This window comes from Aeromonas piscicola (genome assembly GCF_000820005.1).
Lineage (GTDB): Bacteria > Pseudomonadota > Gammaproteobacteria > Enterobacterales > Aeromonadaceae > Aeromonas > Aeromonas piscicola.
In genome coordinates this window covers 135225-159306 of sequence record NZ_CDBL01000052.1, presented here as the reverse complement: position 1 = coordinate 159306, position 24082 = coordinate 135225, and the positions used below count along the sequence as shown (strand labels likewise).

24 protein-coding genes are annotated in these 24082 nt (G+C 63.2%); 12 read left to right on the top strand and 12 right to left on the bottom strand.

Annotated elements, in window-relative coordinates:
- Nucleotides 1-19 precede the first annotated feature (19 nt).
- Nucleotides 20-1183, top strand: coding sequence for a competence/damage-inducible protein A (locus BN1128_RS11380; protein WP_042868774.1), 1164 nt, complete (start codon nt 20-22; stop codon nt 1181-1183).
- Nucleotides 1184-1227: 44 nt separating this feature from the next.
- Here the strand turns inward: BN1128_RS11380 and BN1128_RS11375 are convergent, their stop codons facing one another.
- The 3 genes from BN1128_RS11375 to BN1128_RS11365 are packed head-to-tail and all read right to left on the bottom strand — an operon-like array spanning nt 1228 to nt 4232.
- Entirely contained in the window at nt 1228-2322 is a 1095-nt protein-coding gene (locus tag BN1128_RS11375) for an ABC transporter permease (protein ID WP_042868772.1), read from the bottom strand.
- 19 nt (nt 2323-2341) lie between these two features.
- Complete coding sequence (locus tag BN1128_RS11370; RefSeq protein WP_042868770.1) at nt 2342-3271, bottom strand: ABC transporter ATP-binding protein; 930 nt, start codon at nt 3269-3271, stop codon at nt 2342-2344.
- Complete coding sequence (locus BN1128_RS11365) at nt 3264-4232, bottom strand: HlyD family secretion protein (protein ID WP_042868768.1); 969 nt, start codon at nt 4230-4232, stop codon at nt 3264-3266. Before BN1128_RS11365 ends, BN1128_RS11370 begins: the two co-directional genes overlap by 8 nt.
- A gap of 293 nt (nt 4233-4525) precedes the next feature.
- On the opposite strand from BN1128_RS11365, the gene BN1128_RS11360 reads away from it, so the two are divergent.
- From BN1128_RS11360 to BN1128_RS11350, 3 genes are all read left to right on the top strand, one after another.
- Nucleotides 4526-6196 (top strand): FapA family protein, encoded by a 1671-nt coding sequence (locus BN1128_RS11360; protein WP_042868766.1) that lies wholly within the window; start codon nt 4526-4528, stop codon nt 6194-6196.
- A gap of 156 nt (nt 6197-6352) precedes the next feature.
- The gene (gene yidA / locus BN1128_RS11355) at nt 6353-7162 is read left to right on the top strand and encodes a sugar-phosphatase (protein ID WP_042868764.1); all 810 of its coding nucleotides are present in this window, start codon (nt 6353-6355) and stop codon (nt 7160-7162) included.
- Between the two features lie 361 nt (nt 7163-7523).
- A complete protein-coding gene (locus BN1128_RS11350; protein ID WP_042868761.1) occupies nt 7524-8297 on the top strand; it encodes a gamma-glutamyl-gamma-aminobutyrate hydrolase family protein in 774 nt (257 codons plus the stop codon).
- Here BN1128_RS11350 and BN1128_RS11345 read toward each other — a convergent pair whose 3' ends face one another.
- Entirely contained in the window at nt 8298-8711 is a 414-nt protein-coding gene (locus BN1128_RS11345; RefSeq protein WP_042868760.1) for a hypothetical protein, read from the bottom strand.
- 115 nt (nt 8712-8826) lie between these two features.
- Between BN1128_RS11345 and BN1128_RS11340 the strand changes: the two genes are divergently transcribed.
- Nucleotides 8827-10353: a mechanosensitive ion channel family protein gene (locus tag BN1128_RS11340; protein ID WP_042868757.1), complete on the top strand. Its 1527-nt coding sequence runs from the start codon at nt 8827-8829 to the stop codon at nt 10351-10353.
- A gap of 41 nt (nt 10354-10394) precedes the next feature.
- Nucleotides 10395-10793 carry an STY0301 family protein gene (locus BN1128_RS11335; RefSeq protein WP_042868755.1) on the top strand — a complete coding sequence of 133 codons (399 nt, stop codon included), beginning with the start codon at nt 10395-10397 and terminating at the stop codon, nt 10791-10793.
- Between the two features lie 28 nt (nt 10794-10821).
- On the opposite strand, the gene BN1128_RS11330 is transcribed toward BN1128_RS11335, so the two are convergent.
- From BN1128_RS11330 to lptM, 6 genes are all read right to left on the bottom strand, one after another.
- The gene (locus BN1128_RS11330) at nt 10822-11532 is read right to left on the bottom strand and encodes an HAD-IA family hydrolase (protein WP_042868753.1); all 711 of its coding nucleotides are present in this window, start codon (nt 11530-11532) and stop codon (nt 10822-10824) included.
- Nucleotides 11533-11566: 34 nt separating this feature from the next.
- Nucleotides 11567-12523: a tyrosine recombinase XerC gene (gene xerC, locus BN1128_RS11325; protein ID WP_042868751.1), complete on the bottom strand. Its 957-nt coding sequence runs from the start codon at nt 12521-12523 to the stop codon at nt 11567-11569.
- Nucleotides 12516-13196 carry a DUF484 family protein gene (locus tag BN1128_RS11320; protein WP_042868749.1) on the bottom strand — a complete coding sequence of 227 codons (681 nt, stop codon included), beginning with the start codon at nt 13194-13196 and terminating at the stop codon, nt 12516-12518. Before BN1128_RS11320 ends, xerC begins: the two co-directional genes overlap by 8 nt.
- An 81-nt stretch (nt 13197-13277) precedes the next feature.
- A complete protein-coding gene (gene dapF / locus BN1128_RS11315; RefSeq protein ID WP_042868747.1) occupies nt 13278-14108 on the bottom strand; it encodes a diaminopimelate epimerase in 831 nt (276 codons plus the stop codon).
- 124 nt (nt 14109-14232) lie between these two features.
- Nucleotides 14233-15483, bottom strand: coding sequence for a diaminopimelate decarboxylase (gene lysA, locus BN1128_RS11310; protein ID WP_042868745.1), 1251 nt, complete (start codon nt 15481-15483; stop codon nt 14233-14235).
- Between the two features lie 19 nt (nt 15484-15502).
- A complete protein-coding gene (gene lptM / locus BN1128_RS25375) occupies nt 15503-15679 on the bottom strand; it encodes an LPS translocon maturation chaperone LptM (RefSeq protein ID WP_017408874.1) in 177 nt (58 codons plus the stop codon).
- Nucleotides 15680-15752: 73 nt separating this feature from the next.
- Here lptM and cyaY point away from each other — a divergent pair, with 73 nt between their 5' ends.
- A complete protein-coding gene (cyaY, locus tag BN1128_RS11305; protein WP_042868743.1) occupies nt 15753-16067 on the top strand; it encodes an iron donor protein CyaY in 315 nt (104 codons plus the stop codon).
- A complete protein-coding gene (locus BN1128_RS11300; protein WP_042868741.1) occupies nt 16064-16717 on the top strand; it encodes an alpha/beta hydrolase in 654 nt (217 codons plus the stop codon). The genes cyaY and BN1128_RS11300 overlap by 4 nt, the downstream gene beginning before the upstream one ends.
- Before the next feature lie 114 nt (nt 16718-16831).
- Here the strand turns inward: BN1128_RS11300 and BN1128_RS11295 are convergent, their stop codons facing one another.
- Nucleotides 16832-19363: a class I adenylate cyclase gene (locus tag BN1128_RS11295; protein WP_042868739.1), complete on the bottom strand. Its 2532-nt coding sequence runs from the start codon at nt 19361-19363 to the stop codon at nt 16832-16834.
- Between the two features lie 323 nt (nt 19364-19686).
- Here BN1128_RS11295 and hemC point away from each other — a divergent pair, with 323 nt between their 5' ends.
- The 4 genes from hemC to BN1128_RS11275 are packed head-to-tail and all read left to right on the top strand — an operon-like array spanning nt 19687 to nt 23617.
- Nucleotides 19687-20616, top strand: a complete 930-nt coding sequence (gene hemC / locus BN1128_RS11290; protein WP_156140214.1) for a hydroxymethylbilane synthase — start codon at nt 19687-19689, stop codon at nt 20614-20616.
- 46 nt (nt 20617-20662) lie between these two features.
- Nucleotides 20663-21397 (top strand): uroporphyrinogen-III synthase, encoded by a 735-nt coding sequence (locus BN1128_RS11285; protein ID WP_042869344.1) that lies wholly within the window; start codon nt 20663-20665, stop codon nt 21395-21397.
- Complete coding sequence (locus BN1128_RS11280) at nt 21394-22443, top strand: uroporphyrinogen-III C-methyltransferase (RefSeq protein WP_042868734.1); 1050 nt, start codon at nt 21394-21396, stop codon at nt 22441-22443. The genes BN1128_RS11285 and BN1128_RS11280 overlap by 4 nt, the downstream gene beginning before the upstream one ends.
- 10 nt (nt 22444-22453) lie before the next feature.
- Nucleotides 22454-23617, top strand: coding sequence for a heme biosynthesis HemY N-terminal domain-containing protein (locus BN1128_RS11275; RefSeq protein WP_042868732.1), 1164 nt, complete (start codon nt 22454-22456; stop codon nt 23615-23617).
- 92 nt (nt 23618-23709) lie between these two features.
- Here BN1128_RS11275 and BN1128_RS11270 read toward each other — a convergent pair whose 3' ends face one another.
- A complete protein-coding gene (locus tag BN1128_RS11270) occupies nt 23710-23961 on the bottom strand; it encodes a YkgJ family cysteine cluster protein (protein ID WP_042868730.1) in 252 nt (83 codons plus the stop codon).
- Between the last annotated feature and the right edge of the window lie 121 nt (nt 23962-24082).

Below are 24082 nucleotides of genomic sequence, written 5' to 3'. Positions count from 1 at the left end.
CCCAGCCCAAGGAGCCCCCATGCGTATCGAGATCATCAGCACCGGAGACGAGATAGTGACGGGTCTGGTGGTGGATACCAATGCCGCCTGGCTCAGCGCCCTGCTGCTGGAGCAGGGCTGGCAGGTGCGCCGCCGCGTCACCGTGGGGGACAACCTCGCCGATCTGAGAACCGTGCTGCAGGAGAGCGCCAGCCGCGCCGAGGTGGTGCTGGTGTGCGGCGGCCTGGGCCCCACCGCCGATGATCTCACCGCCCAGGCGGCGGCCGAGGCGTTCGACCAACCCTTGGCCCTGTTCCCGGACTGGCTCGCCACCATAGCGGCGCGCTACGCCAGCCGGGGCCGCATCATGCCCGCCAGCAACGCCAAGCAGGCCTGGCTGCCGCAAGATTGCGAGATCCTGGACAACCCGGTCGGCACCGCCTGTGGCTTTGTGGTCACCCACACCGGCCATCAGGGCCAGAGCCAGCTCTTCTTCACCCCGGGCGTGCCGTTCGAATTCAAGCAGATGGTGCACGAGCAGATCTTGCCGCGCCTCAAGCAGCTGGCTGGCGCGCAGTCCGATACCGAACTGCGCCGCTTCTACAGCTTTGGCGTCTCGGAATCGGCCCTCTCCGACATGCTGGATGCGGCCCCCTGGCCGACCGGTATCGAGCTGGGCTACCGCTCTTCCATGCCGTTGATCGAGCTGAAACTCATAGGCCACGGCGCCAGCGCCGCCGACATGGATGCCGCCGAGGCACGACTGCTCGCGGCGATCCAGCCCTGGCTGGTGGGACGGGGAGATGAAGAGCCTGCGCAGCAGATCCTGGCTCTGCTGGGGGAGAGGCCGCTGACTCTGCTGGAGGGGGAGAGCCGGGGTGCGCTGCTCGCCCTCTGCCACGAGTATCCCCGGCTTGAGGCCGGTTTTCGCGGCGACGTCGCCAGCGAGCTGGCGCAGTTGGAGGCAAAGAGTGAGGGGCTGAACCTGACCATGGGATGGGAGGGGCCGGACGGCGTGCCGCTGCTGCTCTGCGCCGACGGGCAACAGATCGGCCAGACGCTGAAGGCCAGCCACCGGGATCCCGAGAGCCGGCGCAAGATCCTCGCCTTCGCCGCCCTCGACATGCTGCGCCGCCACCTGCAAGGCTTGCCTGTGCTCGGCAACTACCTCACCCTGACCAGAACGGCGCAGCGCGGCAGCTAGGCATCAAACGCCGGTACCCGCAGAATCGGACACCGGCAAACGCCTCAATCCAGACTCTTTTTGAACCTGTGGGCGGCCAGGGTCAGCACCAGCAGGGTGAAACCGGCCAGCCAGAGTACATCCGGCAGCAGCTCCGACAGCTCGCCGCCCCGCAGCACTATGCCCCGGATCAGCCGCATGAAGTGAGTGGCCGGCAGCACCTCGGCAATCCACTGGGCCGGCACCGGCATCCCCTCGTAGGGAAACATGAAACCCGATAACAGGATGGATGGCAGCAGGATGAACACCGTCATCTGCATCGCCTGCAGCTGGGTCTGCGCCAGGGTGGAGATGAGCAGCCCCAGAGTCAGACTGGCGGCGATGAACAGTAGGGTCGCCAGCAGCACCTGACTCAGGGCGCCGTTGACGGGCACATCGAAGATGAGGTGGCCGAGGCCGAGTATGATGGCCACCTGGACCAGCCCCACCCCGATATAGGGCAGAATCTTGCCCAGCATCAGCTCCATCGAGCTGACCGGGGTAGTGATGAGCAGCTCCAGATTGCCGCGTTCGCGCTCGCGCACTATGGCCGCCGAGGTGAACATGATCATGGTCATGGTGAGGATCACCCCGAGCAGGCCGGGCACTATGTTGACCGCCGAGCGGCGGGCCGGGTTGAAGTAGAGTACCGTCTCGAAGGTGGGCGGTGCGGATTCAAGCCCAGGTTTCAGATCCGACAGCGGCATGTTGCGCAGCCCCAGCAGGGCACCAGCTATCATGGTGTCCGAACCGTCCACCAGCCACTGCCCCGCCGTCTCGCCGGCGCTGAGCCGGCGGCTCAAGTCGGGAGGCAGCACCAGCACGGCGCGTACCTCACCCCGGGTCAGCGCCGCTTCGGCCTGCTGCACTCCCACGTAATGGTGTTCGATGCGCACCACCTGGCTCGCCTTCACCGCCTCCACCAGCAGCCGTCCCGGCACGCTCTGGCTCATCTCCACCAGCCCCACCGGGATATGGCGCACATCCGTGTTGATGGCGTAGCCGAACAGCAGCAGCTGGATCAGGGGGATCATGACCACCATGCCAAAGGTCAATCGGTCCCGCGCCAGCTGCCTGAGTTCTTTCTGGGTAATGGCCCAGAGCCGTCGCAGACTGTTCATCCCGGCCTCCTCAACATGCTCATGCCCTTGGCTCCTGCCCGGTGCAGCTGACGAACACATCCTCCAGGCTGGGCCTGACCAGCGCCATGGCGGCACCGGCCAGCGCCGGGCAGGCCTGCTGCAACCAGGTCACAGGCTCGGCCAGCTCCTTGTCCACCAGCACCCGCAAGCGCTGACCGAGCTGGGCAGCGGAGCGCACCGGCGCCAGCGCCAGCAACTGCTGCTTGAGCAGCCGCAAGTCGCTGGCCTGCACCTCCACCACCCGGGTGCTCATGGCATCCATCAGCGCCTGGGGCGAGCCCTGGGCCCGCACCCGGCCCGCCTCCATGATGGCCAGCGCATGACAGCGCTCCGCCTCGTCCATGTAGTGGGTGGTGACCAGAATGGTGGTACCCCCTTCGCTGAGATCGAACAGCTTCTCCCAGAAATCGCGCCGATTTTGCGGATCCACCGCCGAGGTAGGCTCGTCGAGCAGCAGCAGAGCCGGGCCGTGGATCACGGCCGCCGCCAGCGCCAGCCGCTGCTTCTGGCCGCCGCTCATGGCGCCGGCCCGCTGCCGGGCCAGCACGGTCAGCTCATAGGTGGCCAGCAGTTCGTGCAGCCGGGCGCTGAGCGCGGCGCCACCCATGCCGTGAATGCGGCCCATGAATTCCAGATTTTCCCAGCTCGTCAGCTCGTCGTAGAGGGAGAACTTCTGGGTCATGTAACCGATCCGGCGTTTGAGTGCCTCGGCCTGCTTGGGAATGCTGAGCCCCAGCACCTCCACCTCTCCCGCCGAAGGGGTGAGCAGGCCGGTCAGCATGCGCAGTGTGGTGGATTTGCCGCAGCCATTGGGGCCGAGAAAGCCGTGGATCTTCCCCCTCGGCACGCAGAGATCCAACCCGTCCACTGCCAGAAAATCGCCGAAGCGGCGACTCACCCCCTGCGCCCGGATCGCCAGTTCACTCATGGCCCGCCCTCTCATCGCCGGGCTCCGCCTGCAACGGCAGACCACTCGGCAGATCCTGCGCCCCGTTCGGCAGATCTATCTCGGCCAGGTAGACCAGCCGGGCTCTGTCCTGTTCATTGAGGGCATAGTAGGGGGTAAAGGCGGGCTCTTTCGAGATCCAGCGCAGCCGGCCCATGAGCGGCTCGGCCACCCCGTCCACCCGCACCCGCACCGGCTCGCCGAGGCGGTAGCTGGCGAGGGAAGGCTCGGGCACATAGACCCGGGCGTAGGGGGCCTGATCCGCCTGAATGGCTGCCAGCACGGCACCGACCGATACCCGTTCACCGAGGTGATAGGGCAGGCTGTCGAGCCGACCGCTGCGAGTGGCGACGATGGAGAGATCCGCCAGCTCCCGCTCGGCCAGCGCCACCTCGGCCCTGGCGGCCTGCAGGGCCGCATCGGCTTCGTCTATGTCTTCACTGCGCACACCCCGGGTCAGCTTGTCGAGCTGCTGGCGCGCCCCGTCCTGTTCGGCCAGGGCGCCGTCACGCAGGGCACGGGCCTTGTCGAGATCGGCCAGGCTCACCAACTTCTGGCGCACCAGTCGATCGATGCGCACGAAATTGCGTTCGCTCTCCCTGACATTGGCCTGCGCCTTGTCGAGGCTGGCACGGGCGGCGGCTATGTCTTCCGGCCGCTCGCCATTGGTCATGCGGGCGAGGGCCGCGCGCGCTTGCGCCTCTTGGGCTCGGGCACGGGCCAGCACCGCCTGCTGGCGGCGATCGTCGAGCCGGGCCAGCAGGGCACCCTCCACCACCTGGCTCCCCTGCGCCACAGGCAGGGCGCGAATGATCTCGCTGGCGGTGGCGGTCAGCAGCACCCGATCTCGCTCCAGGGTACCGAGTGCAATAGTGGGCACCTGCGGCTGGCAGGCGGTGAGCAGGCCCGTCAGGGCCAGTGGCAGCAGACAATGACGCAACATCGATACTCCTCTCGCGGCTGGCCGGTCTGTCCTGGTACAAACCACCACCGGGTTCAGGGCCGGCACGTCTCTCGCAGACCTGCGGGCTTCTCGTGCCGTCAGCATACCCGCTGTCACCCTTGATTTCCTCGTCCCAGCTCACCCATTTGTGCTTACCTCGTTGACCAAAAAGGAGAAATACCCGAATACTGCAGACCGGCGCCATCTTGATGACTCGCGTTTTTAACAAAAAGACGATTAAATGAAAGTAAGAAGCGATCTCGATATGGGTACAGACGAGGAAAGGGAACCGGGTGTTAAGCAAAGAGTGGTTATTGTTATCAGCCGATATGGAGTACGCCTGCCTGCGCATAGTGCCCGGGCTGACCAAACCCGTCTCGGAAAACGATATCCAGACGCTGCTGCTGGCTTCCAACTGTCGCCGCTACCAGCCACTGACGGAGGGGATCAAGCAGGCCATCAGCTTGCTCAACACCCTGTTGAGCAACCCGGCCGCCCCCCTGCCCGGCAATCCAGTCCCCATCGCCCAGCGCCACGATGCTCGCGTCACCCTGGTGGTGGAGAAAGACAAGATGAGCGCCGTCGCCCAGATCACCGCCGACTGGGGTGGCAAGTATCTCACCACTGAAGAGCTGGAGCAGGCGGTGCAGACCAGCGAGATCAGCCAGGGAGTACAGGCGCCCCTCATAGCGGCAGCCATTCTGGCCGCCAAAGAGGCGACGCCGGGTGCCCTGCTCAAGCTGCCGGTGGCGCTGGGCAAAGCCGCAGTCAACGGCCAGGACACCCGTTTCGAGCGGCTGGTGGAGACGCCGGCCGAGCGGATCCTCAAGCCCCAGGAGCTGGATCATGGGAGGGTCGACATGCGCGACCTCGGCACCCTGCTCACCGTCAAGGCGGGCGCCCAGCTGATGCGCCGCCACCCCGCCACCCAGGGCGTGCCGGGCTTTACCGTCACCGGCCAGGAGCTGCCCGCCAAACACGGCAAGGACAGCCCCATGGTCGCCGGTGAGGGCACCTTCGCCTCGCCGGACGATGTGGATCTGCTGCTGGCTGGCCGCCCCGGCCTGCCCCGCCAGGAGAAGAACGGCATGAAGGTGGACGACGTACTGAGCGTCAAACAGGTCGACATCCGCCACGGCCACGTCATCTTCGAGGGGGCCCTGATAGTGGCGGGGGATGTCACCCCCGGCATGAAGATAAAGACCAGCGGAGACGTGGTGATCGGCGGCTTCGTCGAGGGGGGCTACATAGAATCGAGCGGCACCATCACGGTGCGCAACGGCATCATAGGCCGCAAGAGCGAGCAGAGTGACGAGTACCTCTGCCACCTCAATGCCCAGGGCGAGATCCACGCCAGCTATGCCCAGTACGCCAAGCTGGAGGCCGGGGGCGACATCCAGATCCAGAGTCAGCTCAGCCACTGTTACAGCCGCAGCGGGCAAGACATCAAGGTGGGCGACAGCGGCATGCGCAAGGGTCACCTGCTGGGAGGCATCAGCATCGCCAATCGCCTCATTATGGCTCCCATACTGGGGGCCTCGGCCTACAACCAGACCCGGTTACAGATCCTCGGCGGCTACTTCACCCACAAGGAGCAGGAGCAGGCCCTGCGCCAGCGCAAGCAGGAGTGCCGGGATCAGTTGGACAAGCTGCAGGATCTGCTGCTCAAGCTGTTGCAGCTGCCAGGGGAGAAGCGCAATCCCCAGACAGTGCAGAAGATCAAATTGATCCGCACCCAGCATATCGACGAGAGCAAGCTGCTGGATGAACAGCTGGAGGCGGCGCAGGAAGAGCTGCAAAAACTGATGACGGAGATGGATATCATAGCCACCCAGCGCGTCTTCCCCGGGGTCGAGGTAGAGATGGCCCACCACCACTACCGAGTCGACATAGAGCACGGCCCCATCCACTTCGCCATCCACGAAGATCAGTTGCAGCTGACCCCCTACGAACCCCACAAGTGACGGCCTGCGGGCCCTGCGACTCGCGACTCCCCGGCAAGATCCCCCCTGCTGACGCCGTCTCTCGCCGCCAACCCGTGATCCTGGCGGCGAATTTCGCTACACTCGGCCTCCCATTGGCCCCATAGGGCGGGCCAGCCAGACTTCAGGTAGTGAGAGATGTACAAGCTGATCGCATTGGATATGGATGGCACCCTGTTGAACTCCCAGGGCCAGATTTCACCCCGCACCCACGCCGCCATTCAGGCCGCCCGCGCCAGGGGCGTGACTGTGGTACTGGCCTCGGGCCGCCCGCTGGAGGGGATGAGCCGCTACCTGGTCGAGCTCGGCCTCACCGGTCAGGATGACTACGTCATCTGCTACAACGGCGCTCTGGTGCAACAGGTGGCCGATCAGCGCATCATCCGCAGCCAGCTGCTGACCGGCAGCGACGCCAGCGCCATCGCCAGGCTGGCAAACGAGCTGGAGGTGAACGTACACGGCTTCTCTGTCACCCGGGGCCTCATCAGCCCCAGGGTCAGCACCTATACCGAGCACGAATCCCGCCTCATCGGCATGCCCATCAATCTGATCGATTTCGCCACCCTGCCTGCCGACGAGCAGATCATGAAGGTGATGATGATCGATGAGCAGCCCCAGCTCTCCCGCGCTATCGAACGCCTGCCCGCCGAGCTTTATGAGCGCTACACAGTGGTGCGCAGCGCCCCCTACTTCCTCGAATTCATGCACAAGCAGAGCAACAAGGGGACCGGCGTCGCCGCCCTGGCCGAGCATCTGGGGCTGGATGCCACCCAGGTGATCGCCGTTGGGGATGCAGGCAACGATCACCACATGATCGAATACGCCGGGCTGGGAGTCGCCATGGGCAACTCCACCGACGAGATCAAGGCGCTGGCCCAGCACACCACGGCGCGCAACGATGAAGACGGGGTCGCCCAGGTTATCGAGCGATTCGTGCTGAACGCCTGAGTCGACAAAGGGGCCTGCGGGCCCCTTTTGTTATCCGGCTATCAGAATCAAATGTTTAATATATCCACCACAGACCATATCCCTCCTCTCACCAACATCCCCGCAGGCCCCTTAAAAATGGACTCAAGGCAGATCTCCGCTTAAATCAGTTAACATTTCAGCATCATTTCGTTTGACATATTGAACGGCCTTGGCAGACTGGGATCAGGATCCAGGCTGTCATTGCCCAGGCTGACCGACGATTCTGGTACTGCGGCACGACCCTGATCCCATGACCATGCCTTGAGGCATGCCCTTGCCCTTTCAGCGGCAGCAAGGGCCTTCCCAAGGCGCAGGACCGCAAAGGATAGCAAGGTGAATCATGACAGCTCGCAACCCCCACACCCCGCGTAAACCCGTCGTACTCATGACCATGGGCGCCCAGCCCCGCAATGGTCACCCCTATCAGGTGATGACCCACAAATACATAATGCCGCTGGTGGAGATCAGCGACTGCGTGCCGCTGCTGGTGCCGACCTGCTGTGGCACCGAGGATCTGGCGCAGTATCTGGATCTGGCGGATGGCGTCTATCTGAGCGGCGCCGGCTCCAACATAGATCCCGCCCTCTACGGTCAGGAGAACCTGACCCCGGAGAAGCAGCAGGACAGAGACAGGGATCTGTTCGACATTCCGCTGGTGCGCGCCGCCCTCGATCGCGACCTGCCGATCCTCGGCATCTGCCGCGGCATGCAGGAGATCAACGTGGCCCTTGGTGGCAACATTCATCAGAAGGTCTACAACGAGACGGGTTACGACGATCACAGGGAAGATTCGGACGATCCGGTCGATGAGCAGTACGGAGAGAGTCATCAGGTCGAGCTGGTGCCCGGCAGCTGGTTTGCCGAGCTGATGGGGCAGTCGTCGATCCCGGTCAATTCTCTGCATGGGCAGGGGATAAAGACGCTGGCCAAGGGGCTTGAGCCGCTGGCTCACGCCGAGGATGGGCTGATCGAGGCGCTCCATGCTCCCACCCTCGCCTCCTTCCTGCTGGCGGTGCAGTGGCACCCGGAGTGGAAGGCGAGCGAGAATCCCCACTCCATCAAGATTTTCGAGGCCTTCGGCGACGCCTGCCGGGCCCGCGCCAGCAAAGGCTGACTAGTCGCCAAACCCTCGCGCCTTGAGCTTGGGTAAACCACCCCGCTCGGGGCGCAGGGTGCGGCATATCTCCATCCCCTTGAGCCCGCGCTGGATATGATCCGGCGTGTGGCCGAACACCATGCCGTTGCTGCGATAGAGGGCATCGTCATCCAGCTCGAACAGCTCGCCCCCTATGAGCAGCTGCTCGCGGCCATTGACCGTCTTGCCCCGCTTGAGCGGCAGCATCATGTCGCTCAGCACCTCGCCGGTGGCGCAGCCCTCCCGCCAGCGGGCCTCGTCGGATAAAGGGGTAATGGCGATCTCGCGCCAGGAACCATCGCGAAACTCGACCCGATACTTGTCGGCCAGCTGCTCGCAGCCCACCAGCAACCAGGCCCCCGCGATACAAACCAGCTTGTTCAACTTGCGCACACTCGCCACTCCCCAGTCACATTGGCGCCAAGCATAAATAAATTGCCCTCACCCCGCACCCATTTACCGGTTCGAAAGCAACTATGCTGGAAATAACCAATGATAAGGGGCTGTTATGTTTAGCGATCACCTCACTGCGCTACCTACCCTGCTGTGGATTGGTGAGCACCCGTTCTGGACCCTGCTGACCCTGTCTCTACTCGCAACCCATTTCTGGCGCTCCCCTGGCCGGCGGCGGGAGCTGGTCGCCGAGCTCGGCTTCGCCATGCTGAGCACTGTCACCATCCTGTTGATCCAGTTCGAGGGCGGCTGGTTCCGCCTGCCCCTGCCCCATCACTGGCTGGTGGAGATCTCCAGCCTGCTGGCCGGCCTGGTGCTGGTGAAGGTCTGGGGGATACTGCTGTTCCAGTTTCTGCTGCCCCTGTGCCAGATCCGCATCCCGCGCATCATAGCCGACATCGTCATCACGGTCGGCTATATTGGCTGGTGCCTGTTCCGGCTCTACGCCTCCGGCATGGCGCTCGGCGAGATAGTCACCACCTCGGCCGTCATCACGGCCGTCATCGCCTTCTCCATGCAGGACACCCTGGGCAATCTGCTGGCCGGAGTCTCAATCCAGCTCGACAACTCCATCGCCATCGGCGACTGGCTGCAGGTTGATACCACCCAGGGCAGGGTGGTGGAGATCAACTGGCGCGCCACCACCATAGAGACCCGCAACTGGGAAACCGTGGTGATCCCCAACAGCCACCTGCTCAAACAGCGCTTCACCGTGCTGGGACGGCGGCAGAACGCCCCCCTGCAGTGGCGGCGCTGGGTCTGGTTCGACATCACCCTGGACACGCTGCCAACCCAGATCATAGCGCTGGTGGAGCACTCCCTGCGGGAGACCCGCCTCCGCCACGTCTCCGCCAGCCCTATGCCCGACTGCCTGCTGATGAACGTGGAGAACGGCGTCGCCCGCTATGCGGTGCGCTACTGGCTCACCGATCTGGCGGTGGACGATCCCACCGACTCGGCGGTGCGTACCCTGATCGATGCCGCCCTGCGCCGCAACGACCGCCGCCTCACGCCACCCATCTTCAACGTCTTCATGACCACGGATCAGGATCACAAGGATCAGCGCCACAAGCGCCATACCGCCGAGCGCACCGCCACCCTGCGCCGCTTGCCGCTGTTCGCCATGCTGCAGGAAGAAGAGCTGCTGCAACTGGCGGATCAAGTCAAGTTCGCCCCTTTCGTCAACGGCGATCGCATGCTCACCCAGGGCGAGATCTCGGGCTGGCTGTTCGTGCTGGTGAAGGGGGATGCGGAGATGCTGGTGGAGGTGGAAGGGCGTGAACTGCTGCTCGGCACCCTCAGCGCCGGCGACTTCTTCGGCGAGCTGAGCCTGCTCACCGGCGAGCCCAATCCATTCACGGTGCGGGCGCTCGGCACCGTCGAAACCTATCGCATCAATCAGGCCATGTTCCAGGAGCTGGTCATGCAGCGCGAGTCGCTGGTCGAACCGCTCTACCGGGTACTTAGCGCCAGGCAGCAGGAGCAGCAGGCACTGCTGACACGGGAGGCGGAATCCTTGAGGCAGGTCACGCCGCCGCGGGATCTACTGGATAAACTGAAGGCGCTGTTTGGCGGCCTATGACGTAGCATGGAGGCCCAAGCTTTCGACAAGAGACCGACTCCATGCTGCTGACCGCCCTGGCCCTGAGTGCCACCCTGCAATTTGACTGCCCACCCGGAATCGAGACCCGCCAGCAACTGTTGACCACACCAGATGGCTGGCAGGGTCTGAGCCGGGATCCGGAAGGAAAACCGAGTCAGAACCTGAGCCACCGGCTGGCAAACCTGGCGCTGTTTGATGGTGAGCCGGGTGAGCTGGTTCAGCTCAAACCGGACAATGGCGACAGCGACGAGATCCACTACTGGAGCCAGCTCGGCAGCAGCCTGCGCCCCCTCTATCTGGTCTGCCACTATCAGGATACCGCCCTCACCCTGCAGCAGCCGCTGCCCCTCGGCATCAGCTACTGCCGGGTCAATCAGGGCGGCCCTTACGATCTGCGCGGACTGGTTTGCCGCAAATAACGCCGTGAAGGGCGGTCAGCAATAGCCGTCAGAGCAGTAGGTCGGCCAGCTCGCCGAGGGCATTGAGCTCCACATCCGGCAACAGTTGCAACCCCTGCCAGGGCTGCTGGCGATCGTTGAGCCAGGCGGCCCGAAAACCGTGCAGGCGGGCGCCCAGTACATCCGTCTCCGAGTGATCCCCCACATGCAGGATCTGGCCGGGTGCCAGCTTGAGGGCCCTCTGCGCCTGCACAAACATGTCCGGCGCCGGTTTCATCCTGGCGCCCATGCCCGCCTTGCAAACCAGGGTGAAATAATCCCCCAGCCCCGCCTGTACCAGATCCAGGTTGCCGTTGGTGATGACCACCAGCGGGTAGCGCCCGGCCAATCGCGCCAGCAAGTCGTGGGTCGCGGCGCTCACCGCTATCTTGGATCGCTCGGCGAGAAAGGCGGCGAATACCTGTTCGGCCTCCCGGCTGGCGGTGGCGGCCGCCATGCCCCCCAGCACCATGGCCTCATGAATGGTGCGCTGACGCGCCAGGCTGACATCCTGGCGCAACTCGGGATGGGCAAGCAGGATGGCGCGCTTGAGTTCCAGCCAGCGTGGCTTGTCCAGCATGGCGGTGGCCAGGTATTCGCTGCGCAAATGGGCCAGCATCCACTGTTCGGCCCGTTCAATGGCGGGGCCGTTGTCGTAGAGGGTGTCATCGAGGTCGAACGAGATGGCGGCCACCGGCTGCCAGCGGCGATAAAAATGCATTCATGCTCCTTCACTGCGGGGTAACCAGACCCCGTTATTCATCTTCCGGCGTGGCAGGATCCCGTTTGGCCCTTGGATGGGCGTTGTCGTACACCTTGGCCAGATGCTGAAAGTCGAGATGGGTATAGATCTGGGTAGTGGAGAGATCCGCGTGTCCCAGCAGCTCCTGCACGGCCCGCAGATCGCCGGACGACTCCAGCATGTGAGTGGCGAAGCTGTGGCGCAGCTTGTGGGGATGGATGTGGGCATTGAGTTCCTGCTTGTTGCCCCAGCCATCGAGCCGCTCCTGCACCGAGCGGGCCGACAGTCGCCGCTTGCGCTGCGAAACGAACAGGGCGTCGGCCTCGTCCCCCGCCAGCAGGGGGCGTACCTTGAGCCACTTGTGCAGCCACTCCACCGCCATCCGCCCCATGGGCAGCACCCGCTCCCGCGCGCCCTTGCCGGTCACCTTGAGCTGACGATCATCGAGCTTGATGTCCGTCAGATTGAGCCCCACCAGCTCGGCAAGGCGTAGGCCGGAAGAGTACATCAGCTCCATGATGGCGCGATCCCGCACCGCCAGCGGATCCTGCTCGTCTGTGATATTGAGCAGCTGGTACATCTCGTCCACGTCCAGGTTCTTGGGCAGGGGTCGCCCCTGCTTGGGGGTCGCTATGCCACGGGCCGGGTTGGCGGTGAGCCGCCCCTGGCGCACCTGCCAGTCGCAAAAACTGCGCAGGGCGGAGAGCTTGGTGGCGAGAGAGCTGGGCACCAGCCCGGCCTTGTGCATCCGGGTCACCAGGCTGCGCACCTGGCTCGCTTCGAGCCGGGTCCAGTCGCTCAGGCCAAGCCTGACCAGCTCGGCGGTCATGATCTCCAGGTGAGAGCGGTAGTTGCTGCGGGTATGAGGGCTGAGCTGGCGCTCGACCCTCAGGTATTCGATAAAGGCCGCCAACTCATCAGCCAGGCTGGCCGGCAGGGGCTCGGCGGCAGGAGACGGTGCCTTAGCCACGAACCAGCTCGGGCAGGCGCAGTTGCAGCAAGCGGCCCAACTGACCCAGCAGCAGGGTGTCGTTGTGGGGGCTGAAGTGGCTGGGATCCGAGCTGGCGAAGGCCAGCACGCCGAGATCGCCGAGCCGCATCAGGGCGACGGAGTTGACCAGCACATCGTGGCCAAACAGCGCCTGCTTCTCGCTCTGGTTGAGGCGACCAAAATAGTAATCCTGCCCCGGTAGCCGCTGGCCCAGCAGCTGCTCGAGCTGCTTGCCCTCCGCCATGAAGCGCAGCTCTGGGCCGCTCAACTGGAATTTCTTCGGGCTGAGCCAGAGCCGCAGGCCGGTCAGCCGCAGTCGCTGCACGAAGGCCTTGCCCATCACGGCACTCACTTCGAACAGGGTCTGGCAGCCGTAGAGCTCGCCGTAGAGATCGGCGTAGACCCGGAAGATCCGCTCGTTCTCGCTGGCGATCCCCATCAGCTCGGTGATCTCCTGCTCCAGCTGCTCGATGCGCTCGCGCTGCCGGTCCATCTGGCGTTCGACCAGCGAGACCGAGCCTTTGCGCTCGTGGGGAATACGGATCCGATCCAGCATGGCCGCGTGGCGCTGGAAAAACTCGGGATAACGGGCCAGGTACTCCAGCACTGTGGCTTCATCCACCAGTGATTCCTGCCGTTTGAGTTCGCTCATAACTTGGTTGGTCCATCCGAAAAAGGGGCACAAGGCCCCGACATTAGCGCTTGGCAGAGCGGAGTCATCTCCGCCCCATGCCTACAACTCTATCTGGCCGTCGAACACATGCTCGGCCGGGCCCGTCATATAGACCGGCTGACCCGGTCCCTTCCAGGCGATGGTCAGCTTGCCGCCCGGCAGACTGACGGTGACCCGCTCCTTGAGCTTGCCCTGACTGATGCCGATCACCGCCGCCGCACAGGCGCCGGTGCCGCAGGCAAGCGTCTCGCCCACCCCGCGCTCGAACACCCGCAGCTTGATCTCGGTGGCGTTGACCATCTCCATGAAGCCGACGTTGACCCGCTCGGGGAAACGCTCGTGCCGCTCCATGATGGCGCCCAGTGTCTCGACCGGCGCCTCGGCCACCGACGGCACTTCGATGACGCAGTGAGGGTTGCCCATGGAGACGACACCACACATCACAGTATGCTCTTGCGCCCGCAACAGATAGGTTTTTTCCGCCTTCTGGGCCCTAAACGGGATCTTGCCCGGCTCAAACTGGGGGACACCCATGTTGACCGTGACCTGATTCTCCCCTTCCAGCTGCAGGATAATGCGGCCGCGGGCCGTGCTGACCGCGATGCGATCCCGGTTGATCAGCCCTTTGAGGCGCACGAAACGGGCGAAACAGCGGGCACCGTTGCCGCACTGCTCCACCTCGCTGCCATCGGCATTGAAGATACGGTAGTGAAAATCGAGTTCAGGATCATAGGGCGGCTCCACCAGCAACAGCTGGTCAAAGCCGATCCCGAAGTGGCGATCCGCCAGCTTCTTGATGACGTCATTGCTGAAAAACACCTTCTGGGTGACGCCATCCACCACCATGAAGTCATTGCCCAGCCCGTGCATCTTGGAAAAATCTATCAACATCGTGCGTTCCTGTACCCTTTAGGCAGTAAATGCTCGCGACACCGGCGATCGGTCAACTGCTCGCGCGTTCAACGCACACAGAGACGCGTCTGGACCATCCCATCGCCGTGGTGCCTTCCTGTTTTCAGGGCAGTAGATGCTCACCGCGCCAGAGATCGGCCAACTGCTCGCGCTCTCTGATGAGGAAGGATTGCGTGCCATCCACCAACACCTCGGCCGCGCGTGGACGGGTGTTGTAGTTGGATGACATGGTAAAGCCATAGGCACCGGCGGAGCGAACCGCCAGCAGGGACCCCTCGCCTATGGCCAAAGTACGCTCCTTGCCGAGGAAATCACCCGTCTCGCACACGGGGCCGACCACGTCGTACAGCGCCGGCTCATGGGCCGTGCGGCTGTCCACCTCTATGATGTTCATCCAGGCGCCGTAGAGAGAGGGACGCAGCAGATCGTTCATGCCGGCATCGATCAGGGCGAAGTTGCGGGTTTCACCCGGCTTCAGGTACTCCACCCGGGTCAGCAGCACGCCGGCGTTGGCGACGATGGCACGGCCCGGTTCGAACAGCAGGGTCAGATCCCGGCCCGCCAGCTTCTGCTTGAGCGCCTCGGCATATTCAGTGGGGTGCGGTGGCTGCTCGGCGCCATAGTTGACCCCGAGCCCGCCGCCCACGTCCAGGTGATGGATATGAATGTCTTCCGCCGCCAGCTCGTCGATCAGCCGCAGCAGCTTGTCGGCCGCCTCCATAAAGGGCGTCAATTCAGTGAGCTGGGAGCCGATATGGCAATCCACCCCCTTGATCTCTATGTTGGCCATGGCCGCCGCCTTGCGATAGATGGCGGGCGCCTGCTCGATGGGAATGCCGAATTTGTTCTGCTTGAGGCCGGTGGAGATGTAGGGATGAGTCCCGGCATCGATGTCGGGGTTGACCCGCACCGAGACCCTGGCCTTCTTGCCCATGCTGCCCGCCACCCGGTTCAGACGCTCCAGTTCGGCTTCCGACTCCAGGTTGAAACAGAGGATCTCTTTATCCAGCGCGAGGCGCATCTCGGCCTCGCTCTTGGCCACGCCGGAGAAGACCACCTTGGCCGGATCGCCGCCCGCCGCCAGTACCCGCGACAGCTCGCCGCCAGAGACGATGTCAAACCCCGATCCCAGGCGGGCAAGCAGGTTGAGCAGCGCCAGGTTGGAGTTGGCCTTGACCGCATAGCAGATCAGATGGGGAATATCGCCTGCGGCCTGATCGAAGGCATGCCAGTGGCGTTCAAGGGTAGCGCGGGAGTATACGTACAGCGGAGTGCCGTACTGCTCGGCAAGGTATTGCAGCGAGGTGTGTTCGGCCTGAAGCTGGCCGTCGGCGTCGTAGTTAAAGTGATCCAAGGGGCGGTTCCTTCCTGAATTATTGCGGCGCGGCCTCTGGGGCGGCTTCGGCGGTCGCAGGCGTCTGTGCTTGCGGTGTACTCTGGGTCTGGGGCTGCTCGGGGGGCGGCATGTAAAGCGGCCCCGTCAGGCCACACGCGGCCAAACCAAGAGACAGAAGAGTGGCAAGCAGACACTTGGTAAGCTGGGTAATCATAATGGTTCGCTGCGAAAAAATTTTTGGCCCTCTATAATCGCACTCACATTGTTAAAAGCAACAGGATAAACCGATGAAGGATCACGAGTATCACGCCCTGACCGACGCCTTTTTCCAATATGTGGAAGACACCGTCGATGCAGGATATCCGGATATTGATTGTGAACGCGCCGGCGGGGTCTTGACCCTGTCGTTCGAGAACAAGACCAAGGTCATCATCAACAAGCAGGAACCCCTGCACCAGATCTGGGTCGCCACCCGCGAGAACGGTTTCCACTTCGAGCTGCAAGGGGAAACCTGGATCGACAACCGCTTCGGCCATGAACTCAAGGCCCTGCTGACCAAGGCCTGTACCACCCAGGCCGGTGAGGCTGTGGTATTCCCATGATCGACCTACATCCGCAGGACGCCCGCCACGCCGTGATCTGGCTGCACGGGCTGGGGGATTCCGGCGCGGGTCTGGCACCGCTGGTGGATGCGCTGGACTTGCCTGCCGACCTGCCGGTGCGCCATCTGCTGCCCGATGCGCCGGAGCGGCCCATCACCATCAACATGGGCTACAAGATGCGCGGCTGGTACGACATCAAGAGCTTCGACGATCCGGCGGACCGTGCCGTGGAGTCCCATGTGCGTGAATCCGCCGATCGCATCGCCGCCCTGCTGGAGCAGCTGGTGGCCGAAGGTTTTGCTCCCGAGCGCATCCTGCTGGCCGGTTTTTCCCAGGGCGGCGTCATCGCCTCCTTCACCGCCCTGCGCCATCCGGCACGGCTGGCCGGGCTGCTCTGCATGTCCACCTATCTGGCGGCGCCCGACGCCCTGCTGGCGGAGATGAACGAGGCCGCTCGCAACCTGCCCATCTGCTACATGCACGGCATCTATGACGACGTGGTGAGCCTCTCCATGGGCTGGGACGCCAAGAACAGGCTGGAAGCGGCAGGGCTGACGCTCGAATGGCACGAGTACCCAATGCGCCATGAGATCTGTCGCCCCCAGCTTGACGACATTCGCAGCTGGCTGCTGGCCCGCCTCGCGGACTGAGCCAGCTCCGGATAGCCAAACGGCCTGCATCTGCAGGCCGTTTTTATTTGGCAAGTTCGAGGATCCGCGTCAGCAAGAGGGCCTTGTCGGCCACCCCATACCCGGCCCCTGGCGCTACCCCGTCGCCGAGCCCAGTTCGCGGGTCTGGCCTGCGCCATCACGCAGCGGCCCCTGGCTGCGGTAGGGGATCACCTCCAGCTCGCCGTTGACCTGCACTATCTCGTAGTACTGGGGCAGGTTGAAGTTGCTGAACTGGCCCGCATCGCTGAAACGCTCGTGGCTGGAGGTGTAGAAACGGTTCACCCCCTGCACCAGCTCATCCTTGTTGCCGGCGAAATGCTGGTAGATCTCCACCCGGTTCGCCTCGTCCAGGATATAGATGTTGGTCCCCGCATCCCGGGTATCGAAGAAGAACTGCACCAGCCCTTCGCTGGCGTAGGAGTCTACGATACCGGGCAGGTGCTGGCTGTGGGTCTTGTCGAGCCGCAGCGGCAGGTGATCCAGCTTGTTGTGGGAGATGTGACGGTAGAAGTCGATGGCGTTTTCCAGCTTCTTGACCGACACCCCACGGCGCTCGAAGAAGATGCCGTACTTCTCTTTCCCCAGCGCCAGCGTCTTGACCAGCTGCTGCTTGTCACGGGCGAGGCGCAGCTCGATGCACTCGGCCACCAGCTGCTGGAAACGGGTCCGCACCAGAGAGCGGAAATGCTGGCTGTAGCAGAACACCTCTATCATCTCGGGGGCAGCGGCATCCTGGTGCATCTTGCCGAGTATGGTGGTGAGGGCATCGACTACCGCTTCATCCCCCTGGAAGTGCAGGGTGCGGATCTCGCTCCAGGAGTTGCGATAGACCAGGTCCACGGATCCCACCAGACACTCCAGATTGCGGCCGAACGAGAACACATCGGCGGCATTGGCGTCGAATTCGATCACCTGACCCACCCAGTGGCTGGTCGGATCCGTCTCCAGGTTGAGGAAGATGGAGAGCTGACGGATCTCGCACGGACGGCTGAGGGCCAGGTTGGTGGCGCGGGGATACTTGACCGGGAAGGTGCCGGACAGGTCACGACAGAACTGGTGCAGGTTGTCTATGTGCAGATCCGAGCCCTGATTGAACAGGTGCACCCGGGACTGGGGCGTCAGCAGGCCGTTGAAGTAGGCCCAGGAGACCAGCTTGCTGATGTAGCCGTTATATTCTAGCGGTGCCCGGCCTATGATGTCCGCCGGTTCGAGGGAGTGCTTGTAGAGATACCAGCCGGCGCGATTCAGCCGGCCGTGGGGCACCTGCACCAGGCTGAGATCCGGTTCGCTCAAATCCGGCGCTATGGTCAGGTTGATGCGCTGCACCTTGCCCGGCAGGCTCTCGAAGGCGGCATAGAGCTTGCGCGACAGTATGCCGATATCTTCCGGGTTGATGGACTCGCTGATGTTGTTGCGCCGGGCAAACTGGATCAAGTTGCGATAGCTCTGCATCAGGGCTTCCAGCAGCTCGGCGTGGGCCACCTTGACGTCCTCGACCTTCCACTCCTGGCGGTGATCCAGATGATGCAGCCGCTCCGGGCTCCAGCCCCAGTAGGCCACCAACTGGGTCATCTGCTCGCGGCGCCAGGCCGGGGAGTGATCCTCCTTCGGATGGCTGAGGCCGTCACACACTTTCAGATAGAAGCAGCGTCGCACCAGATCCAGCCGCTGCATGTCGCCGATGGACTTGAGGTAGTTGGTCACCTTGTCCAGCATCAGGCAGTAGTTGTCGAGCCGGTAGTGCATGCCCTCGTTGTGCTGGAACCAGTCGCGGCTGGTGACAGACAGCAGGCGGGTGTTGGGATACTCGTGGGAGTAAGCCTCCATCAGCACCGACTTGAGTACGGCTTTGTAAGGGGAGTCGATGCCCTTATAGAGCTGCCACAAGGCGGAGCCAAAATACTCCTCGGCGGGAATGCGGTTGAAGCCGCCGAGATCGAGCCAGTCGTCCTGGCTCAGTTTGCCGTGGGCAAACAGGCCGTTCACGTACTCGTCGTAGCGATCGTCATACTCGGCAGGCACCAGATACCAGAGCAGGCGCTTGCCGGCGATCAGCATGGCGCTGCGGTAGAACTCGTCGAGCAGCAGCAGGTGCTGGGCGCTGCCGCAGCTCTCCCCCTGCATCTGGGCATCGTTGCGCTGGCGGAACTTGTCCTCGGGGATCAGGAAGAAGTTGAGATCGACGCCGCGCTGCTCGGCCCACTTGGAGAGTTGCTGGCACTTGAGATCCAGCAGCTCGAGCCGCTCCTGCGACAAACCAGCCACGTGGCAGACCCAGATGTCGAGATCCGAGTGGCAGCACTGACCGATGGACGAAGTGCTGCCCATGGAGTAGAGCCCCTGGATCGACTTGTCATGGGTAGCGAGGCCGTTCTGGCAGTTGGCGTTCTGGCACAGATCCTGGATGAAGGCCTGCTGGGCCTCGTTGGCGGTAAAACTCCAGATGCCGTGTGGCACATCACCTGCTACATAACCGGGCAACAGGGGATGATTGAAGTGCAGCATGACAGGCAGCAGTTGGAAGACCTGCTGCCCATAGCGACTCATGAGACCTAACGCCCGTTGCGTCTTGAGACGATTGAGTTCGTCGTAGCGCGCCACCAGCGTATCGAGTTTTACCAGCAATGCCCTGCCTATACCGAGGTAAGAAATGACGCACCAAAACGGGGAGACGTCAAAAAAGTGTGATCATGTTAACAATGCAAACTGCGGTGGTAAACAAGCCCGCACTGAATCACCGGATTATTTATGACTGGCAGCTGAACAGTATCAATGGAAAGCAATAAAAATTAATAGATTCAATGAATTAATAAATTAATTCAACTTAATGAAAATCATTTTCAGCCCCCCTTTTTGAGCTTGGCCCCGCTTTTGCTGGCTGCGCCATGAAAGCCCCTGCAAAGGGTGGTAAGATCGTTTTCCTTCTAAAGATGAAACAACTGATTGATATGGCAGCCCGAACCCTGAAAATTGCCACTCGCAAGAGCCCATTGGCCCTGTGGCAGGCCAACTTCGTCAAAGACCGGCTGGAAGCCCTGTACCCAGAGTTGCAGGTCAAGCTGGTACCCATGAGCACTCAGGGTGACAAGATCCTGGATACCCCTCTCGCCAAGGTGGGCGGCAAGGGGTTGTTCGTCAAGGAGCTGGAGACCGCCATGCTGGAGGGGCGCGCCGACATCGCCGTTCACTCCATGAAAGATGTGCCGGTGGAGTTCCCCGAGGGACTGGGCCTGCACACCATCTGCGAGCGCGAAGATCCGCGCGATGCCTTCGTGTCCAACCGTTTCAGCCAGATAGAAGCACTGCCGCAGGGTGCCGTGGTCGGCACCTCCAGCCTGCGCCGTCAGTGCCAGTTGCGCGCCGCCCGCCCGGATCTGGTGATCCGCGACCTGCGCGGCAACGTCAATACCCGTCTCGCCAAGCTGGATGCCGGTGAATACGACGCCATCATACTCGCTGCCGCCGGCCTGAAACGGCTGGAGATGGCACACCGCATCACCGCCTTCATCGAGCCGGAGCAGAGCCTGCCCGCCAACGGCCAGGGGGCGGTCGGCATCGAATGCCGCCTCGACGATCACGAGCTGCATGCCCTGCTGGCACCGCTGGAGCACGCCGAGACCCGGATCCGGGTGCTGACCGAGCGCGCCATGAACCGCGCCCTGCAAGGGGGCTGTCAGGTGCCTATCGGTGCCTATGCCCTGGTGCAGGGGGATGAGGTCTGGTTGCGCGGCCTGGTGGGCAGTCCGGATGGCAGTCAGGTGGTCCGCGACGAGATCCGCGGCCCGCTGGCCGACGGCGAGGCGCTGGGCCACACCCTGGCCCAGCGCCTGCTGGCGGCCGGTGCCGACATCATCCTGGCCGAGGTCTACCGGGCATGAGTGCGGGTCGTGCCGGATCATGGCCACAACCATTGAGCGCTGCCTGATGGTCCCGCTGGTGGTGCGCCCGGCCGCTCAGGCCGCTGAGCTGGTGCAGCTGTTGCGCCGGCACGGTCACGCACCGCTCTGCTGTCCGCTGCTGGAAACCGTGGCGGGCAGCGAACTCTCTCGCCTGCCCGAACTGCTGCCCCAGGCTGACATCGTCATAGCCGTCAGCATGCATGCAGTTCATTTTACTCATCATTTTCTGTTGCAAACTGGTCAGACCTGGCCACATATTGACTACTTTGCGGTCGGTCAGGCCAGCGCAGACGCCTTCGCCGACGCAGGCATAGCGGCGAGCTGCCCGGACGATCCGCGCAGCGAAGGGCTGCTGGCCCTGCCCACCCTGCAACAGGTGAGCGGCAAGCGGGTGCTGATCCTGCGCGGCAATGGCGGTCGGGATCTCATCGCCCGGACGCTGGCCTCACGCGGTGCTCTGGTGCACTATTGTGCGGCCTATGAGCGCCACTACCCCGAATTAGACGGGGACGCATTGACTCGCCACTGGCAGACTGCCGGGCTCGACAGCCTGCTCATCACCAGTGGCGAATTGTTGCAGCGGTTGCTGGAACTGGTTCCCGGCCAGCAGCACCCCTGGCTTTATGACCGCCTGTTGGTGGTGCCCAGCCCCCGCGTGGCCGAGATGGCCGAGGCGGCGGGCTTTACCCGAATCACGATTGCCCAAGGTGCATCCAACCAGGCCCTGACGGCCGCTCTGGAACTGAGGAAGATGGAATGACTGAACAACAAGAAACCCAGGTCAAGCCCCAGCCGACCGCCGTGGTCAACGGCGGCAAGAGCCGTTCCGGCGCCCTGCTGGGCGGCGTGGCCATATTGCTGGCCCTCGGCCTGACCGGCGGTCTCTACCTGCACGGCCACAAGAGTGCGGTGGCCCAGCAGGGGGAACTGAATCAGCTCAAGCTGCAGTTGGCCGAGGCCATGAGCAAACTGGATCAGAGCAACAGCAAGGAGAGTGAACAGCTGGCCGCCTTCGGCAAGCAGCAGCAACTGCTGCAAGACGAGCTCAAGGGCCTGCAGAACCGGGTGCTGGATCTCAACGACAAGCGCCCCAACGACTGGATGCTGGCCGAATCCGAATATCTGGTGCGCATGGCGGGCCGCAAGCTGTGGCTGGAGCATGACCTCATCTCCGCCATCACCTTGCTCGGCAATGCCGACGAGCGCATCAAGGCGCTCAACGACCCCAGCCTGATGCCCATTCGCAAGGCGCTGGCGGCAGACATAGCCCAGCTCAAGGGGATGCCCAGAGTCGATCGCGAAGGGCTGACCCTGAAGCTGGCCGCCCTCTCCGATCAGATCGAGCTGCTGCCACTCTCCACCGTCAGCATGCCGGAAGCGAAAATCGAACCGGATCAGGCCGTCAGCACCAACCCGGACGAGTGGGAAAGCAACCTGAAGAAGAACTGGGTCAAGTTCACCGAGAACTTCATCACCATACGTCGCCGCGATGGCGCCGTGGAAGCTCTGCTCTCCCCACAACAGGAGATCTTCCTGCGCGAGAACCTCAAGACCAAGCTGCTGCAAGCCCAGCTCGCCGTCTACCGCGAGCAGCAGGCCCTGTATGACGACAGTCTGGAGAAGGCACAGCGCTGGCTGACCCAGTATTTCGATACCGACAACAGCGCGACCCACTACATGCAGTCCGAACTGGACAAGCTCAAGGGTGAGCAGATCCAGTTCGACTATCCGGATCGCTTCAAGACCCAAGCCATGCTGGAAGAGGTGCTGACCGAGCGCCTGCAACGCATTCTGGCCAGCAACTGAGGAGGGCACCATGATTCGTCTGATTGTTCTGGTGGCCGTGATGGTGGCGGGGCTGATATTCGGCCCGCAAGCCTCCGGCAACAAGGGGTATGTGCTGATCGCCCTGGGTAACTACACGGTGGAGTCCTCGGTCACCAGCGCCGTGATCCTGGCCGTGCTCTTCTATGGCGCCCTGCTCATTGTCGAGTGGGTGCTGGGCCGGGTGTTCGGACTGCGTCGCAAGACGCTGGGCTGGTACGGCTCACGTCGACGCCGCAAGGCCAACCAGCAGACCGTGGCCGCCACCCTGGCCATGGCCGAAGGTCACTACAGCCAGGCCGAGAAGCTGATGCTCAAGGGCGCCAGCAACAGCGACACACCGCTGCTCAACTACCTGAGCGCCGCCAAGGCCGCCCAGGCCCGTGGCGATGACGTGCGCCGGGATCAATACCTGCAAAAAGCGCAGGAGGAGAACCCCAAGGCCGAACTGGCGCTGACCCTGACCCAGACCCAGCTGCAGATAGAGCAGGGCCAGTACGACACGGCGCTGGCCATGCTGGAATCCGTCTATGCCCTCAATCCACGTCACCCCATGGTGCTGGATCAACTGCGTCAGGTACACCTGGCGCGCGAGGACTGGGCAGCCCTCATCGATCTCATCCCCGCCCTGCACAAGGTGGGCAAGCTGACCCCCAAACAGGAAGAGGATCTGCTGCATCAGGCCTGGCGTGGCCGGCTCAAAGCCGCCAGCGGCGCCCTCGATACCCTGCGCCCTGTCTGGCAGGATCTGCCGCGCAAGCTGCGCCAGGATCCGGATCTGCTGGCCTGCTATGGCGATCGGCTGCGCCAGCTCGGCGCCGACAACGAAGCCGCCGAACTCTGGCTGGATGCGCTGCGCAAGCAGGTTTCCCCCCAGTTGCTGGCCCGCCTGCCCAGGCTCAAGCTCGACAACTACCAGCCCATGCTGACCCTGTTGCAGAAGATCCAGGATCAGCCGGGTGTCGACGCCGCACTGGCCCAGACCTATCTGCTGGCCGGCCAGCTGGACGAAGCCCAGCGACTGCTGGAGCAGGCGGTGGCGAAGGCACCGAGTGCCGCCGTCTACCACGCCCTCGGCCAGGTAATGGACAAACGCAGGCTCACCAACAAGGCCAACGAGTACTATCGGCAGGCCCTGCAACTGGCCGATGTCTAATCCTGGCCCCTGCGCCAAAAGCACCAACAAGAGAGGCCGCAATTGCGGCCTCTCTTTTATCTGTTCTGCTCTGATGTTACGCCGCAGCCAGCTTATGCCGTCAGCCGCTCCAGCTCACCTATGAGCCAGATTGCCTCCTCCCTGTGATAGCCGCACACATCCGGCATGGGTCTAAAACCGCTGCACACCAGAGGGCGATCCGGCTGGTCGAAGATCTTGCAGCCCAGCCGCACATCGAGCTGGATGCAGGGCACTCCGGCCGGTTTGCCGGCGGGCATGCCCGGAATGGCACTGCTGATACTGGGGGCAATGCAACAGGCTCCACAACCTTGACGACATTCCATGTAACGCTTTCCTGTGCGTGGCGAACCAGTCTATCAAAGGGCCGCGATTCCCCTTAGCCTTATCCCCCGCGCCCGTGAAATAGTGGCCAGTCAGGGTGTAGTCTCAGCCCGCAGACAACAA